This is a genomic window from Sphingopyxis sp. YR583, from assembly GCF_900108295.1.
Lineage (GTDB): Bacteria > Pseudomonadota > Alphaproteobacteria > Sphingomonadales > Sphingomonadaceae > Sphingopyxis.
This window is the reverse complement of the sequence record NZ_FNWK01000001.1, coordinates 694,889-710,558: the sequence shown is the minus strand read 5'-3', so window position 1 is coordinate 710,558 and position 15,670 is coordinate 694,889. Positions and strand designations below refer to the sequence as shown.

At 65.2% G+C, this 15,670-nt stretch carries 15 protein-coding genes; 8 read left to right on the top strand and 7 right to left on the bottom strand.

What is annotated here, in order from left to right; genetic code table 11:
• The first annotated feature begins 170 nt into the window (after positions 1-170).
• The 3 genes from BLW56_RS03205 to BLW56_RS20525 all read left to right on the top strand — a co-directional run bounded on the left by BLW56_RS03205 (position 171) and on the right by BLW56_RS20525 (position 1,649).
• Positions 171-974 carry a DUF1206 domain-containing protein gene (locus BLW56_RS03205; protein ID WP_177175790.1) on the top strand — a complete coding sequence of 268 codons (804 nt, stop codon included), beginning with the start codon at positions 171-173 and terminating at the stop codon, positions 972-974.
• A gap of 77 nt (positions 975-1,051) precedes the next feature.
• On the top strand, positions 1,052-1,327 hold the full coding sequence (locus BLW56_RS03200; RefSeq protein WP_093509205.1) for a hypothetical protein: 276 nt from the start codon (positions 1,052-1,054) through the stop codon (positions 1,325-1,327).
• Between the two features lie 136 nt (positions 1,328-1,463).
• Entirely contained in the window at positions 1,464-1,649 is a 186-nt protein-coding gene (locus BLW56_RS20525) for a hypothetical protein (RefSeq protein ID WP_093509204.1), read from the top strand.
• Between the two features lie 123 nt (positions 1,650-1,772).
• Here the strand turns inward: BLW56_RS20525 and BLW56_RS03190 are convergent, their stop codons facing one another.
• Positions 1,773-2,267, bottom strand: a complete 495-nt coding sequence (locus tag BLW56_RS03190) for a hypothetical protein (protein WP_143043354.1) — start codon at positions 2,265-2,267, stop codon at positions 1,773-1,775.
• Between the two features lie 89 nt (positions 2,268-2,356).
• Entirely contained in the window at positions 2,357-4,507 is a 2,151-nt protein-coding gene (locus BLW56_RS03185; RefSeq protein ID WP_093509202.1) for a catalase, read from the bottom strand.
• 906 nt (positions 4,508-5,413) lie between these two features.
• Here BLW56_RS03185 and BLW56_RS03180 point away from each other — a divergent pair.
• On the top strand, positions 5,414-5,761 hold the full coding sequence (locus BLW56_RS03180) for a hypothetical protein (protein WP_093509201.1): 348 nt from the start codon (positions 5,414-5,416) through the stop codon (positions 5,759-5,761).
• Between the two features lie 4 nt (positions 5,762-5,765).
• On the opposite strand, the gene BLW56_RS03175 is transcribed toward BLW56_RS03180, so the two are convergent.
• On the bottom strand, positions 5,766-6,371 hold the full coding sequence (locus BLW56_RS03175) for an SOS response-associated peptidase family protein (RefSeq protein ID WP_093509200.1): 606 nt from the start codon (positions 6,369-6,371) through the stop codon (positions 5,766-5,768).
• Between the two features lie 21 nt (positions 6,372-6,392).
• Positions 6,393-7,286, bottom strand: coding sequence for a DUF481 domain-containing protein (locus BLW56_RS03170; RefSeq protein ID WP_093509199.1), 894 nt, complete (start codon positions 7,284-7,286; stop codon positions 6,393-6,395).
• 461 nt (positions 7,287-7,747) lie between these two features.
• On the opposite strand from BLW56_RS03170, the gene BLW56_RS03165 reads away from it, so the two are divergent.
• From BLW56_RS03165 to BLW56_RS03150, 4 genes are all read left to right on the top strand, one after another.
• Positions 7,748-8,344, top strand: coding sequence for an outer membrane protein (locus BLW56_RS03165; RefSeq protein ID WP_093509198.1), 597 nt, complete (start codon positions 7,748-7,750; stop codon positions 8,342-8,344).
• A gap of 262 nt (positions 8,345-8,606) precedes the next feature.
• A complete protein-coding gene (locus BLW56_RS20520; RefSeq protein WP_177175789.1) occupies positions 8,607-9,206 on the top strand; it encodes an RNA polymerase sigma factor in 600 nt (199 codons plus the stop codon).
• A gap of 118 nt (positions 9,207-9,324) precedes the next feature.
• On the top strand, positions 9,325-9,681 hold the full coding sequence (locus BLW56_RS03155) for a hypothetical protein (protein ID WP_093509196.1): 357 nt from the start codon (positions 9,325-9,327) through the stop codon (positions 9,679-9,681).
• A 179-nt stretch (positions 9,682-9,860) separates the two neighbouring features.
• Positions 9,861-12,194, top strand: coding sequence for a transketolase (locus BLW56_RS03150; RefSeq protein WP_093509195.1), 2,334 nt, complete (start codon positions 9,861-9,863; stop codon positions 12,192-12,194).
• 510 nt (positions 12,195-12,704) lie between these two features.
• Here the strand turns inward: BLW56_RS03150 and BLW56_RS03145 are convergent.
• The 3 genes from BLW56_RS03145 to BLW56_RS03135 all read right to left on the bottom strand — a co-directional run bounded on the left by BLW56_RS03145 (position 12,705) and on the right by BLW56_RS03135 (position 15,643).
• Positions 12,705-13,925 carry a PLP-dependent cysteine synthase family protein gene (locus BLW56_RS03145; RefSeq protein WP_093509194.1) on the bottom strand — a complete coding sequence of 407 codons (1,221 nt, stop codon included), beginning with the start codon at positions 13,923-13,925 and terminating at the stop codon, positions 12,705-12,707.
• A gap of 342 nt (positions 13,926-14,267) precedes the next feature.
• Positions 14,268-14,495: an excisionase family DNA-binding protein gene (locus BLW56_RS03140; RefSeq protein WP_093509193.1), complete on the bottom strand. Its 228-nt coding sequence runs from the start codon at positions 14,493-14,495 to the stop codon at positions 14,268-14,270.
• Entirely contained in the window at positions 14,492-15,643 is a 1,152-nt protein-coding gene (locus BLW56_RS03135) for a metallophosphoesterase (RefSeq protein WP_093509192.1), read from the bottom strand. The genes BLW56_RS03140 and BLW56_RS03135 overlap by 4 nt, the downstream gene beginning before the upstream one ends.
• Positions 15,644-15,670: the final 27 nt, after the last annotated feature.

The window sequence follows — 15,670 nt, the reverse complement described above, 5'->3', positions numbered from 1 at the left end:
GAGCCTGGGTTCCGGTGTCCACGGCGTCGCGAAGGGGCGTGACCGCATGGACCTGCAAATGCGTGTAGCGAAGCGAGCGCCAGTAGGCAGCCATGGTGTGCGAAGCTGTAGGGCGGAACTGCGCCCGAGGGCGGGCGTTGGCTTGTGAACTAGGCCGCAGGAGAGGCGCAATGAACAGGCTAAGACGGCTCGAAACATTCGCCAGGACGGGCTGGTTCGCGCGCGGTGTCGTCTATTGCCTGCTCGCTTACATCGCGGTCACCGGCTCGGGCGCCGATGATCCTAGCCCGCAGGCCGTGTTCCGGTCGGTGCGCGAAATGCCGGCGGGTACGATCCTGCTTGCTCTGCTCGCGGTGGGGCTGGCACTTTATGGGGCCTACCGCCTCTATGGCGCTGCGCTCGACAGCGAAGGGAAGGGAAGCGACGCGAAAGGGATTGCGACGCGTATCGGCTATAGCGCCAGCGGTATGGCGCATTTCCTGCTCGCTTGGGCGGCCTTGCGGCTCGCTTGGGGCGGTGGCGCAAGCGAAGACGGCCGGGAACAGGAAGCGGCCGGCATGTTGCTCGACCTGCCGCTTGGCGGTGCGCTGCTCGGCCTCGTGGGCGCCGGCTTTCTCGCGGCGGCGGCGCAGCAGGCCGTCAAGGCCTGGACGACTGAGTTCGCGAAGGACCTCGCACCGGGCGCTCCGCGCTGGGCGGTGCCCGTGGGCCGCGCCGGCTTGGCGGCGCGCGCCTTGGTGTTTGCTGTCATCGGCTATTCGCTGGTCCGCGCGGGCTGGTTCGGCTCCGCAGGCGAGGTCAAGGGTCTCGGCGATGCGCTCGCCTCGCTGACGGATAATCCGACCCTCTATCTGCTCGTTGCCGCAGGTCTTTTTCTCTTCGGTGTCCATAGCTTCGTCGAGGCGCGCTGGCGCCGTATCCGCGATGAGGACGTGGTGGCCCGGCTCGCGGTGGCGGCACGCCGAAACCAGTGAAGTCTTGCGCGCGTGAGTGCGCGCAACCCTATTTGGGGTGCGGCGTTATGCGACTGGTTGAAGCAGGGAGAGACAGCATGAAAAAACTATTTGTAACGCTCGTAGCCACGTCGGCCCTCGCGCTTGGCGCTTGCCAGAGCAAGGAAGCCGACAAGGTCGAGGATGCGGCCGAAGCGCAGGCAGACGCTATCGATGACCAGGCCGACGCCATGCCCGATGGGCCCGCGAAGGAAGCGATGGAGCAGAAGGCCGACGTCGTTGAAGAGAAGGGCGAGGAAAAGGCCAATGCCATGGACGACAATGGCGAGATCGCTCCGTCGGAAACCGGCGTAGGCGATACGCAGAAGAAATAAGTCTGCCTCCCCTAAAGGGCAGGGTGAAGGGCGCCGGTTTCGGCGCCCTTTGTCGTTCAGGCCCGGTGGACGCTGCGGGGGAGGCGGTCGGCAATAGATCTCAGGAATTTTGTATCCGTTCAGGAACTTGCGGTCGATGCCGACGTTCAACGGCGCGAAGGAGATTGTCATGGAACAGGACGAATTGATGCGGGATGAGAAGCTGTCCGGAGATTTTCCGCACATCCCGCATTCGTCCTGGAGGCATGACCTTCCGGAAGAAGACACCGCGCCTTCGCGGCGCGTCGATGCTTCCGAATTCTGGGAGCGGCTAGGGCTTTAGCCAGCGCGATAGGTCTGGCAGGCTATTCCGTCACAAGAGAGAGAGTTCGGCAAGCGAACAGCGGTTCCGCTGCTTGTAGGACTTACGCCGATTGGTTCGAAGCGCTGCCGCCGGACGGAGCGGTCAGGACTTGGCGGTGATCAGCGGCGCGGTAGATCCGCGGCTGATTCTGAGCGTCACGCTGCCAAGCCCCGCGGCAGGAACCACCTTCATACGGTCGCCCGCGATGCCGCGATCATCGAGCAAATGCGCAAGGGCCTTCGCCTGCGCTTCGTCGCCTGCGATTTCGATCGAAGCGGCGGGCGCACCGCGGAGAATGGTGGCGACGTCGGCCGCCTGCCCCAAGCCGATGCTGGTAAGCTTTGGCTGATCCTCGACAAAGGCAGTGAAAGAAAACACGGCGTCCGTGCCCTCTCGCGAGGCCAGCCATTCGGCTATTTCACGCGCCAGCGAGCCCTCGGCAGCAACGAAGGTTGAGCCGTCGGGAAGAATGAGGAGCCCGTTGACGGGCCCGCGGGGCGACGCGGCTTCCACGCTTTGCGCGCCGAAAGATTGCAGCGAGAGGGTGGCTGCCCCGATCGTGAGGACCGATGCCATAATCAGCAGAAACCGCGTCATATTATCTCCCTGTATCGTCACTTCCTTAACTCGCGCCGGACCCTGATGTTGCCGGACAAACGGCCTTCCGCGCGTTCCAGAGCGGGCCATCAGGCGAGGTCGCGAACCTTGGGCTCGCGGTCCCAGTGGCGCTGGGTGCCGATCGTGATGAAGTCGGCAAGGGCAACGACGCCGTCGTCGGGTTCGACCCCGGCCTTGTCGAGCAGCGCCTGACTCCCTTCGTCATGCGCGATCGTCTTGCAGTGGCCGAAGGCGTCCATGAACCATTGCACCGCGGCGCCTTCGCGGGTCAGTTTCCCGGCGGCGGCTGGTGTGAGCACCGAGGCGACCGCATCGAACAGCACCGACGGCGAGCCGGCAAGCTGACCATCGGCTTTCAGCGTTCCGTTCGAGACGGGGATGCCACCGACCTTCGGCGCGACGAGGAAGGTGCTGCCGCCCGCCTGCTCGATCTGCTTCTTGAGCTTGTCGATGGCGGCCTTGTCGGATCCTTCGGCGAAGAGGATGGCGACCTTGCGGCCCTTGATGTCGGGACGGGCGTCCTTCTGGATCGAGAGCGCATCGGACGGCGCCATGTCGACCGGCGCTTTCGCGGGCTTGATCTTCGCGGGCAGGTCGATGGCGAGACCATTGGCGACGCGTTTCGCAAGATCCTCGTCGATATTGCGGAGCTGGCCGACCACGCGCGCGCGGACATGATCGAGCGCCACCTTGGAAAGCTCGAACACGAGCGCCGAGGCGATATGCGCCTTCTCATTCTCGGTCTGCGAGCGGAAGAACAGCCGCGCCTGGCTGAAGTGATCGGCGAAGAGATCGGCGCGGATGCGGAGCTTCTGCCCGCCATCGTTGCGCTCGTCGTTGGCCGAGAAGCTGGTGAAGCCGGTGTCGGGGCATGCGCGGGGGCCTGCGTCCTCGCCGGCCTCGGCGAGGCTGTTCGGCTCGTAGTTGGCGCGGCCCTTTGGCACGAGCGTTTGCATCATTCCGTCGCGCTGGAAATTGTGGAACGGGCATTTAGGCGCGTTGATCGGGATCTGGTGGAAATTGGTCGTCCCAAGCCGCGACTTCTGGGTGTCGAGATAGGAGAAGAGCCGGCCCTGCAGCAGCGGGTCGTTGCTGAAGTCGATGCCCAGAATGATGTTCGAGGGCAGGAAGGCCACCTGCTCGGTCTCCGCGAAGAAATTGTCGGGGTTGCGGTTGAGCGTCATCCGCCCGACGATCTCGACCGGCACATCCTCCTCGGGGATGAGCTTGGTCGCATCGAGCACATCATAGGGCTGCTTTTCGGCGAACGCCTCGTCGAAGACCTGGACCCCGAGATCCCATTGCGGAAAGTCGCCGGCATCGATCGCCTCGAACAGGTCGCGGCGTTGATAATCGGGGTCAGCGCCCGCGATCTTGACCGCCTCGTCCCAAACCGTCGACTGGAGACCGAGCACCGGTTTCCAGTGGAACTTGACGAACTTCGATCTGCCCTTCGCGTTGATGAAGCGGAAGGTGTGGACGCCGAAACCTTCAATGGTGCGGAAGCTGCGCGGGATCGTCCTGTCGGACATGGCCCACATGATCATGTGGAAGCTCTCGGGCATCAGGCCGATGAAATCCCAGAAAGTGTCGTGCGCGCTTGCCGCCTGCGGATAGCCGCGGTCGGCTTCCATCTTGACGCTATGGACGAGGTCGGGGAATTTCATCGCGTCCTGGATGAAGAAGACCGGGATGTTGTTTCCGACGAGGTCCCAGTTACCCGCCTCGGTGTAGAGCTTGACCGCGAAGCCGCGAACGTCGCGTGGCGTGTCGACCGATCCCGCGCCGCCCGCCACGGTCGAGAAGCGCACGAACACCGGACAAGTCTTGCCCTCCTCCTGGAAGATGTCGGCCTTGGTGAGTTCGGGGATCGCGCGCGTACATTCGAAGACGCCGTGCGCGCCCGAGCCGCGCGCATGCACGATCCGCTCGGGAATGCGCTCATGGTCGAAGTGGAAAATCTTCTCGCGGAGGACGAAATCCTCGAGCAGGGTCGGACCTCGCTCACCTGCCTTGAGGCTGTTCTGGTTGTCGGCGATCCGGTGCCCGAAATTGTCGGTAAGACGCGCGCGGCCGCTCCGTTCGTCATCGCCTGCGACATGCTGATGGGTCTCGCCGGCATTTCCCTTGTCCGATTTGATCGGCGTCTGGCCGCTTCCCGGCTGATGGTTGTCGAGGCCGTTGTCAGTTGCGGGCGAGGGCTGCGGCTTCTTCGTCATCCGGGCAGTTCCTTGGCTGTTTCGTTGCCAAGCCAACGCAGGTTGTGCGCGCAAGTTTCATGACATGGATAAAACGGAAATCTTGGAACTACATAAGTTAAGCCCGGTCTCCCTAGCTTGATCGGCCCACATTTGTGCAAACGGCAGCTTTCTACAACATGGCTTCTCGAAGCAGACGGTCCTCTCTCGGCCAGAAGCAGATGGTCGCTCGCCGGGCTTGCTGGTTCGCAAGGTTACGTCAGCGTATGAGGGGGGGCGGGACTACGCTGCTGAACCCACAAGTGCGTCAGGACACACTGTGGCTTTCATTTCTGCGCCAGCCTACGTGAAGGCGATTTTCCCGTTGAAGTGTCGAGACGATCTACGGTATTTTACTCTGCGATAGGATTTTTGGCTCTTTTCATCGCCGCTCCGGAGTAGGGGCGCGAAGGCTGGCGAATTCCGTCCAAAGCTAGGGTGCTTTGGCGTAGGCTTTCGTGCGTCTGGAAAAGAATGGCTCCCCGGGTAGTATTCGAACCAAAATGGTTAAATATTTGATATTATGCATTAAAGTGAAAAAATAAGAGGTTATATTTAAAAATTTTCCCCCCACTTTTCCCCACGGGTTCCAAAACGGAATTAAACCTCCAAAAAATGCATAAAAAATGACCGCTCTCGAAGGGCGATTCTGGGGTCGATTTTTGCCTCGCTATTGTCGGAGGCGTTTGCTCCCCATCGCGTCGGCAGCGAGGCTTCGACGCCATGCAACGAGCTGCCCCAACCAAGCCTCTTTTCGTCTCAACTGGACAGGTAGAAAGCGGAGCAAGAGCGTCCCCTAATTCCGCCATGGTCGACTAAATCTTCTTGAACGGGTGCGGCCTGGGCTTTTCGGATCGTCTTATGACAAGAGACGAAAAGGATCGACGAATGCAGGAGCTTCAGCCGCACGGTGCCCAATGGTTCGCGGTGGTCCTGAGGACCGCGCCGGCCTTCGCGCAGGCCGTTCGCTTCACTATCCAGTGCGAGCGATCCTCGCGTGTCTGCTCGATCTGCGGCGAACCACCTGTCGGCGATTTCCGCGTCATCGAACCCGTGGTGACGCCGCGCGGCGTACCCACGATCCGGCTATGCGACTGCTGCCTGACCGCAAGCGACAATATGGGCGAGATGCTGGTACCGGTCCGCGGACCCGATAGCGTGACGCGGCGGATCGCGCGCGCAGGCCAAGCGACCTTCGGGGCACTTTGGAAGCGGATCTATCTCGCGCGCCGCTGACGCGTCACGGCGTTCGATCGGCGCCCCAGGGGCGTTCGGTCTGCTCACGGTACATGTCGACGCGCGGGGCGCTGCGCAGCGCGATATTATGCGCCGAGAGGTCCTCATCCAGCCAGACCGAATATTCGTCGGGCTCGACGATCGCCGGCATGACGTTGCCGGGCGACACGGGCTCTGAAGCCGAAGCAAGCAGCCCCGCATAGCCGGTCCTGCGTCCCACGCGATCCCAGACGCCCGCCCACGCGAAGATCGGCCGGTCTTCGAACCCATACCAGGTCCGGGTGCGGCCGCCCGTGGGGCCATCCGGAAAGGCGAAGCCGTCCATCACGATCAGGCAGCGGTGGGGCAGGCCAAGGAGGTTCTTGTCCTTCTTCCAGAGGACGCGGTGCCAATAGCTTGTCACGGGCTTTTGGTCGGGGTCGCTGCCGAGTGGCGGTGGCAGACCCCAGGTCATCGTCTCGATGATCCGCTGTCCATCCTCGTTGCGAATGACAAGACCGGTGCGGCCGGGCCAGAGTTCGGGGGACCAGTCGGTGGGCCGGGGGCGCTCGCAGCCGAAATGCTCTGCGACTTCGCCCAGGCTCGTGCGGCAATTATAGAGTGTAGGCAGGGCAGAACTCCGTCACGGATTCTAAAAACTGTAGACAAGGCTCGCGCGGCTCGTCGTCGTCGTCGGCTCTATACCGGGATAAGGCTTGGTTTCGTGACGCGCGCTAAACTGGAGGCGCGTTGCGAGCGGGCCGATGAGCTTGCCGGTGATCGACGCCTGTCCCTCGATCGTGCCGCTCGCCGCCTCGAAAACGCCCGATCCCGAGGCCGCAACGCTGAACCCGGGCGCGACGATCCAGTCAAAGGCTGCCAAACCGCGCGCGCCAAACTGGGTCTCGCGAGGCCTCTCGCCGAACCAGTCCACTTGACGCCAGGAAGGGCCGCCCGAGAGGTCGAGGCTCAGTTTATCGGCGAGCGGGAATTTGCCGCCGAAGCCGAAGCTCTGCATCGTGCGGCTGCGGATTCCCGCGAAGCGGTCGCTCTCGAAGGTGGCGAGCGCGGTCAGGAAGGCTGTTTTCGACAGGCGCCGTTTGGCATCCCATGCGGCCGTATAGCGCTCGGACGCGGCAATACCTTCGACGTCCTGATAGTCGAGGGTGGCGCGCAGCTTTTGCGTCCAGCGTCCGTCAGTGCTTTCGATCGATGCCGCGATGTTGGCATTGGCCGCATCGGTGGGGCCGCTTGTCTGTCCGAGGCCGAACTCGAGGTTGCCCTTGAGGTCTGCCGCAGGCGGCGCTGTTGGCACGGCCGGGGCTGCCGTCTCGGGCGGACACTGTCCGGTCTTGTCGATTGCCTCGACGAGGGCCGCGGCTGAAGCGCTCAGCTCGGGTCTGCGTTTCGATGCGAGGGCGGCGACGCTCCGCGCCAGCAAAAGGTCGCCTTCGGATGCGGCGGCGCAGATGAGCGATCGCGTCTCGGGCGGCAGGTCAGCGCTTGTTGCCGGCACAGCGGCCGCGAGGACAAAGATCGAAAGCATCGCCGCTCTCCCTTCTCCGAATAAGACGTATGAGGAGAGCGAAAGCGCAACATGGCGACGGAAAATAACGTCATGCGGTCGGCGCTTGTTGGTGGCAGCGCCGCCCCGGCCTGGCGCCACGGGTGGCGGCCGGCTGCGTATGATAATTTTATTTCGTCGGCGAGTGCGGAAATTACCGTGCCGCGCGTCTTGCTATCGGAACCACAACCAATGGCTTGTCATTCCGCCGAGGCGTCCGATCATCCCACTCTCCCTCTCAAGGGTGGTCTGCCGACAAGAGGGCGAAGCTGTCACTGCGACCCGGCAGCTTCGCCCCCTCGGTTTCTCCCCTGCATCGCGGGAGTGTTGCATCAAAGCAACAATATGTCACAAATATATAATAATATGTCAAAGGCGGTGCGGAGCGTCGCCGCCTGAGCGTCTTCAGATTGCAAGCATCTTGCACATCAATGGAGACCATAATGAAAAAGATCGTTTCGGCTGCCGCCCTCGCAGTGGCGTCGCTTTCCTCTCCCGCACTCGCGCAGGATACCGGCTTTGCCGGTGGCCGCGTCGAACTCCTCACCGGCTATGACATCGTCGAAGGCGACGAGGGTCTCGTCTATGGCGTCGCCGCAGGTTACGACGTCGCTGTCGGACAGGGCGTGATCGGCATCGAAGCCGAGATCAACGACAGCACCGTTCGCGAAGTCTACAGCGATGCTTTCGTCGCAGGCGACGAACTGCGCATCGGCGCGGGCCGCGACATCTATATCGGCGGCCGTCTCGGCTTCGCCGTCTCGCCGCGCACGCTTCTCTATGCGAAGGCCGGCTACACCAACGCGGCGATCGACGTGCGCTACGACGATGGCACCACGGTCGAGAAGGCGCGCCCGAAGGGCGACGGCTACCGCGTCGGTGCGGGCCTCGAGCAGAAGCTCGGCCTGTTCGGCACCGGCGGCTATGGCCGCCTCGAGTATCGCTACTCGAACTACGGCAATGTCGAATATGACGGCACGAGCGTCGGTGCCAACATCGACCGCCACCAGATCCTCGTCGGTCTGGGCGTCCGCTTCTGACGAAAATTCTCCTCCTTGCCTTGCCCGCTGCGCCCGCGCGCAGCGGGCAAGCGACCCGGGCTTAGGAGGAGAGGGGCGCGCCTTCGCGGCGGAGGCGCCTCCATCCGTGCACATGCCGCGAGGGTGTCGAGCCTTGGGGAAGGCTCGTCCCGCTAATCCGCGGCCGGGCACGGCAGCCGGGCAATCGGCCTGCCCGAACCAATGCGCCGATGCGGACGCGGCGAGCCCCGGACAGGGCCGTGCGACGATCGAGGGAGGGATTATGCTGAGCGGGGGACCGGATCCGGCGGGATCGGAAGAGCTACCGGGAAGCGAGCCGGCGGCGCATTGCGCAGCGACAGCCGCGGGCCGGCTGGATGCCCGCGCGACTTGGCTTGCGAGCGATTTCGTGCCGCATTGCCACTGGCTTCGCCTCTGGCTGGCGCGGCGTTTCCCGAACGAACCCGACCTCGACGACGTGGTCCAGGAAAGCTTCACCCGCGTGCTCGGGCGTACCGATCCCTCGGTGGTCCGCAGCGCGCGCGCCTATCTCGCGCGGACCGCGCAGCTCATCATATTCGATCGCAAACGCCGCGCGGCGATCGCGACGATCGACTATCAGGGCAGTCTCGAACCCCTCGGCTTCGTCTGCCCACATCCGCTGCCTGACGAGATCGTGTCGGCGCGCCAGCAACTCGCGCGGGTCGTTCACACGCTTGCGGCGCTCCCCGAACGCACGCGGCGCATCGTCGAGTTGCGCCGTATCGAGGAAGGTTCGCTCGTATCCGCCGCCAAGGACGTGGGGATCAGCGAAACCGCAGCGCGCAAGCACCTCAATCGCGCGATGGCCGCGCTGCGTGCGGAGCAGGAGGAAGATATTTGAACTGCGACGCCGGCGCTTGCTCGGCGTCCGCGCCCGAGCATCCGCCGAAAACGGCGATGGCGGGTGCTGAAACTGCGTCGGCGGACGTCTTTCTTCTGGGATGCAATGGAGGGGCGGTATGAACAGGCTGGTTATCGCGATCGGGCGCGCGGTGCTTTTTGCTGCAGCGATGATGCCGGCAGCGAGCGAGGCGGCGCCGGTGGACAAAGATCGGGAATGCCTCATCCCGTCCTTTGCGCTTGCCGATACGGCGTCGCCAGCGATGCTTCGTCAAGGGCGCAGGCAGGTCGACGCCTATTTCGCCTGCGTCGATCCGATCATCGCCGAGCTGACGCACAAGATTTCGATCGAGCAGTCGCGGGGTGCGAGCGCCCTGGCCGCGCGCCGCGATGCGCTGGCCGCCGAGCGCGCGCGGGTCGAGGCAGACTGGGAGCGCTTTTCCGGCGCGTCGGTGCCGAACTCGCGCCGGAGATGAATCCAGCCATTTCCGGCCTCAGGCAACTTGCCGGCCCCCACCAGCTCTCCGTCGACCTCTTTGTGGCGATCCGTCTTCCGCATCATGCGTGCGGAATCCCGGAGCTCGACCGTCTTGGAAGATGGACCCGCGTCGGGTAGAGCAGAATTGGTTTCAAGTGATACTAGGTAGTGGGTTTGATGAGCGATCGGGAAGAATTGATACGCAACCTCGAGGCGCTCGACGAGCGACTGCGCTGGCTGTCGGCCTGGACGGTCCACAACGCCAATCATCTGCGCGAGAGCCGCGACGGGTTAAAGGTCGGCGGGCACCAGGCGAGCTGTGCGTCGATGTCGACGATCATGGCGGCGCTCTATTTTCATGCCCTGCGCCCCAACGACAAGGTGGCAGTGAAACCGCACGCGGGGCCGCTGCTCCACGCGATCCATTATCTGCTAGGGCGCCAGTCGCTCGATCAGTTGCAGCGCTTCCGCGGCTTCGGCGGCATGCAAAGCTATCCTTCGCGGACCAAGGACCAGATCCCCGTCGATTTCTCGACGGGATCGGTGGGGCTGGGCGTCGCGGTCACCGCCTTCGCTTCGCTCGTCCAGGATTATCTGATCGCGCACGGTGCGATGCCCGAGAGCGATGCGGGCCGCATGATCGCGCTGATGGGTGACGCCGAGCTTGACGAGGGCAATATCTACGAATGCCTCATCGAGGGCTACAAGCATGACGTGCGCAACTGCTGGTGGATCATCGACTATAATCGCCAGTCGCTCGACGCGACGACGGCGGACCGGATGTTCCGCCGCTTCGATGACATATTCGAGACCTGCGGCTGGCGCGTCGTCACGCTCAAATATGGCAAGCGCCAGCTTGCGGCCTTCCGCGAGCCGGGCGGCGAAGCGCTGCGCGCGTGGATCGACAATTGTCCGAATGCCGAATTCGCAGCGCTGACCTATCAGGGCGGCGAAGCCTGGCGCGCGCGTCTGCGCGCCGACCTCGCCGGCGATGCCGATGCGATCGGGCTGATCGAAAGCTTCGACGATGCCGCTCTGGCGCGGCTGATGACCAATCTCGGCGGACACTGCGCCGAGACGCTCGTCGAAGCCTTCGAGGGGGCCCAGGGCGAGCAGCCGACCCTGTTCATCGCCTATACGGTGAAGGGCTATGGACTGCCCTTTGCCGGCCACAAGGACAATCACTCGGGGCTGATGACCGAGGCGCAAATCGGAACGCTCCGGGACAGCCTCGGGATCGGCGCGGGCGAGGAATGGGAGCCGTGGGCAGGACTCGGCGACAATCGCGCAGCTGCACTCAAGCGGTTCGCCGAAGCGGCGCCGTTCGCTGCGAAGGCGCCGGAGCCGCTCGCGCCGCCGGTCACCGTACCTGCGCTTGCGGCACCCGCGGGGCGCGAGCAGTCGACGCAGGTCGCTTTCGGCAAGATCCTGTTCGAGCTTGCGAAGTCCGGCGCGCCGCTCGCCGACCGGATCGTCACCACCTCGCCCGACGTCACCGTGTCCACCAATCTCGGGCCTTGGGTCAATCAGCGCGGCCTCTTTCGCCGCGGCGAGCTTGCCGACGTGTTTCGCGCCGCCAAAATACCCTCCGCCCAGAAATGGTCGGGGCATGATGCTGGCCAGCATCTCGAGCTCGGTATCGCCGAGACCAATCTGTTTCTCGCGCTCGCCGCACTGGGTCTCTCCGCGCCGCTGTTCGGCACCCGGCTGCTACCCGTGGGCACAGTCTATGATCCCTTCATCGCGCGCGGTCTCGATGCGCTCAACTATGGCTGCTACATGGATGCGCGCTTCCTGCTCGTCGCGACGCCTTCGGGGCTGACGCTGGGGCCGGAGGGCGGTGCGCACCAGTCGATCAACACCCCGCTCATCGGCATGGGACAGCCGGGACTGACCTATTATGAGCCCGCCTTTGCCGACGAGCTCGCCGCGTGCATGGAATGGGCGTTCGGCCATATGCAGGCGAAGGACGGCGGCTCGGTCTATCTCCGCCTCTCGACCCGGAGCATCGCGCAGGCAGGGCGAAGCGACGAGCGTTGGCGCACCGGCGCGCTCGCCGGCGGATACTGGCTCCACGAGCCGGCGGGCACCGAGGCGATCGCCTATATTGGCGCAATGGCACCCGAAGCGATCGAAGCCTGGGTTCGGCTGTCGGCCGAGCGGCCGGGGCTGGGCTTGCTTGCCGTCACCTCGCCCGATCTGCTGCACCGCGGCTGGAGCGCAGCCACGCAGCGACGTATGGCGGGCGAGGCGGGCGCAAGCTCGCATGTCGAGACGCTGCTGGCGCCGCTCGGTGCGGGTGGACGCATTGTGACGCTGGTCGACGGCTCGCCATCGGCGCTGTCGTGGATGGGCGCGGTGCGCGGACAGCGCGTCTTGCCGCTCGGTCTCGATCGCTTCGGGCAGACCGGCGATCTTCCAGACCTCTATGCCGAATATGGCCTGGATGCCGACGCGATATGCCGCGCGGCCGGTGCCTTGTTCAGCAGCGCACGGCGCATCGCCGCCTGAGATCTAGCGGGTTCCGGCCTGAGGATGGGGGAATAGGGCTTTGGCGGCCGCTTCGGCCGCGGGAGCCAGTGGAAATACCCCCGCGGCCGGGAAGCGGCCCCTCCGGCTGACCGCGGTCACCCCCCGTGACCTCCAGCCGGCGTCAGCGGTGCATGGTCGAGCGCCGCTGGCGGGCCATGGGACGGCATGCGCTGCCTGCCTTCCCACTCCCCCACAAAAGCAAGACGCGCGGCGCGTTCAAAACCGCACCATATCGGGTCAACATTGTCGAAGGCAGAGTGGTTGCGGCGCGGGACGCTTCTCAAGGAACCCCGCGCCGCAACCCGGCATGCGCACACCGGGGAGATGCACAAATGCCGTCAAACAGGGAAATTGATAGCAAGGGACTGCATATCTCTACCCCCCGCTAACAAGACGCGCGACAGGCCGTAATCCGCAACATGGGACCGAATTTTTTGCGCGCTCGGCCCGCCCGGCGGGCCGGGAACAGCCAATATGCAATATGGTCGCTTAATAGGCGGCCGGAAAATCGGCGGCGCCAAGCTTGCCGAGCAGCGCGTGCCAGCCGCCGCAATCGAGGCCGGCGGCCTTGCACCAGTTCCTGTCCCAGATCGTCTCGGCATAGCGATCGCCGCCGTCGCAGCCGAGCATCACGATATGGCCGCGTTTGCCCCGCCGTGCCATCGCCTGCGCGAGGATCAGCGCGCCGATGACATTGGTCCCCGTCGACGGCCCGAAGCGGCGGTCAATGCGCTCGCCGAGCCAGCGCGTCCCCGCGACCGACCCCTCGTCCGAGACCGCAATCATATGATCGATCACCCCCGGGAGAAACGCCGGGCCGACGCGCGCGCGGCCGATGCCTTCGATATGCGGCGTGGACGTGCCCGTCGCGCCCATGTCCCCGCTCGCGAAGGCCTTGAAATAGGCCGACCCCTCGGGATCGACGACGCAGAGCCGCGTCGTGCCGAGCGCGCCCGCATGGCGAAGATAGCGCCCGATGGTCGCCGCGGTGCCGCCTGTGCCCGCGCCCGCTACGATCCAGGCGGGCGCGTCGAACCCGAGCGCGTCGAGCTGGAGCGCGAGCCGCGCCGCGATATTATGCGGTCCGCGCCAGTCGGGCGCATCGGCCGCACGCGCGAACTGGTCCATATGATAGCCGCCCATATGAACGGCGACCTCCGCGGCGGTCGCGGCAAGGTCGGTGCCGGGCCTCGCGTCCATGACGTCGCCGCCGGCCTCGACGATCGCGCGGCGCTTGGCGGGCGCGATCGTTTCGGAGACGACCGCGAGAGCGCGCAGCCCCAGCTTCTTCGCATACCAGGCTTCGGCGATCGCGGTCGAGCCAGACGACGCTTCGACGATCAGCGTGTCGGGGCCGATCGCGCCGCTCGCAATGCCCTGAACGAACAGCGCGTGCGCGAGGCGATGCTTGAGGCTGCCGCTCGGGTGGACGCTCTCGTCCTTGATCAGAAGCTGGACACCGGGGAACTCGGGCAGTGGGACCGGGAGAAGCGGCGTCTCGGGCGCCTGGGCGCGCTCGGCGTGAAGATAGGCCATTGCTTGCCGGCTCCAGTGGCGCAGATCGATGACCCGGTCGGGATCGGAAAGGCCCCGGCCCGCGTCGTCGCGGTCGCTGACAAGGCGAAGATGAGAGGTTGTGGCCGCGCGCGCGCGCCGGGCTGCCGCGGGCATGTCGGCGCCCGGCGGGGTGCGGAACCGGTCATTAGGCATCACTTACTCCGATCCATGAGGTCACCGCGACGGCCTCTCCGGGCGCCGGCCTCGGGAGCGGCGGTGCGAGAGGCGGAAAAAAGCCGCGGGCGGCCAGCGCCCGCGGCGAGGAGATGGTTCGAAGCCGCATCCGCCAGAGGCCATGCAAGGAGCCTGTGACGCCGCGAAACCGGTCAAATGGCGACGGGTCTCGACCCACGCTGCCCCCACGAACCCAAGGGGCGCCGAACTGCAACGTCCGCCCCTTTCGCTATCAAGACGCCCGGCGCGGGATAATCCGCACCCTCGCGGTAAAAAATGAGAGGGCGGGACGGGGGATGCCGCCGGCTCCGACCGGCGGGTTCAGGCGCAATCGGCAAAAGGCTTGCGCCGCTCCGGCGCGCCAGGCCCGACTTCCTCGCGTGTCGCCGCCAGAGCCTCGACATCGCTGCGGGCAATGCGGCGATGCCAGCCCTCGAAATGGCTCGCGAGCGTGCCGTCGTCGAGCAGGGCGACGAGGTCGGCGCGCGAGAGGCCGAGCCGGTCAGCCGCCGCAAGCGGGCTCAGGCTTCGTGTCCAGCGCGCGGTCATGACAGAGGTGCGCGCGCGCCGTCGGCGGTCAGCCGGAACCAGCGTCCTTTCTCGCGGAGCGCACCTTCGAGGATCGGGGCGCCGCTCGCCTTGTCGCGCGCCGGATAGACCTGCACCGCGATGACCTTGCCGCCGTAGAGCGGGGTGACCTTCTCGACGACCGTGTGGCCGACGAGGATCTTGGCGACGCCGAAGGCAGCGAGCGTGCGCTCGACATCGGCGTCGCTCGTGCGGCTCTCGCCTTTCGCAAAATAGCCGCGATACCATTGGGGGCCGAGGCTGCCGGCGATCAGCTGGAGACCTGGCTCCATCGCCTTGGTCTCGCTCGCCGGGACCGCGAGCGGACCGCGGATGCCGGCGTTGAGCGCGGGGACGTCGAGCTTCGCGTCGAGGATCGCGGGGGATATCCCGCCATGCAAAAACAGGAGGTCGCCAAGCTTCAGAACGGCGGGACGGCTGCGCAGCCAGTTGCCGAGCAAGGTCTCGGGGGTGAAGAGCGCGGCATAATCGCGCGCGCCGAGAATGCGCGCGACTTCGCCGTAGCGCGGATGGAGATAGCGAAGATCACCGCGCAGCACCATCGCTTCATGATTGCCGAGCAGGACATGCAGCGCGCCGCCCGCTTTGCGCGCCTCGCCCTCGAGCTTGTAGAAGAGCCAGAGGATTTCGAGCTGATGCGCGCCGCGGTCGAACATGTCGCCGGTGACGACCATCTGTCCCTTGCCGAAGCGCCATTCGAGCTTTTTGCCGATCACCCCCTGCGCCTGGAGGAATTCGACGAGGATCTCATATTCGCCGTGCGTGTCGGCAAGGACGAGGAGCTTGGCATCGGGCGCGAGGGAAATCCTGTCGGGGGCCGGCGCGCCCGACGGCGCGCGGAGCCCGACGCGAAAGGCGGGAACCTTGCCCACCGCCGCGATCTCGACCTTGCCATGCTTGCCGATCGCGCGGCTGGCGGCGGTGCGGTCGGCCGTGATGCTTCGGGCGGTCCAGCCTCCTTTTCCCGGGGCCACATAGGGCCCATCGCCCTCGGGGCCGATCGCTGGCGGCGCACCGCCATCGTCCTGCGCCAAGGCGGAGACCGGGATCGCGGCGCCAAGCAGGACGGCAAGCAGCGCGCCAAGCGCCATGCGGAAGGGAGGAATCATGCTATCTCCTGACGATAGGATGCGGGT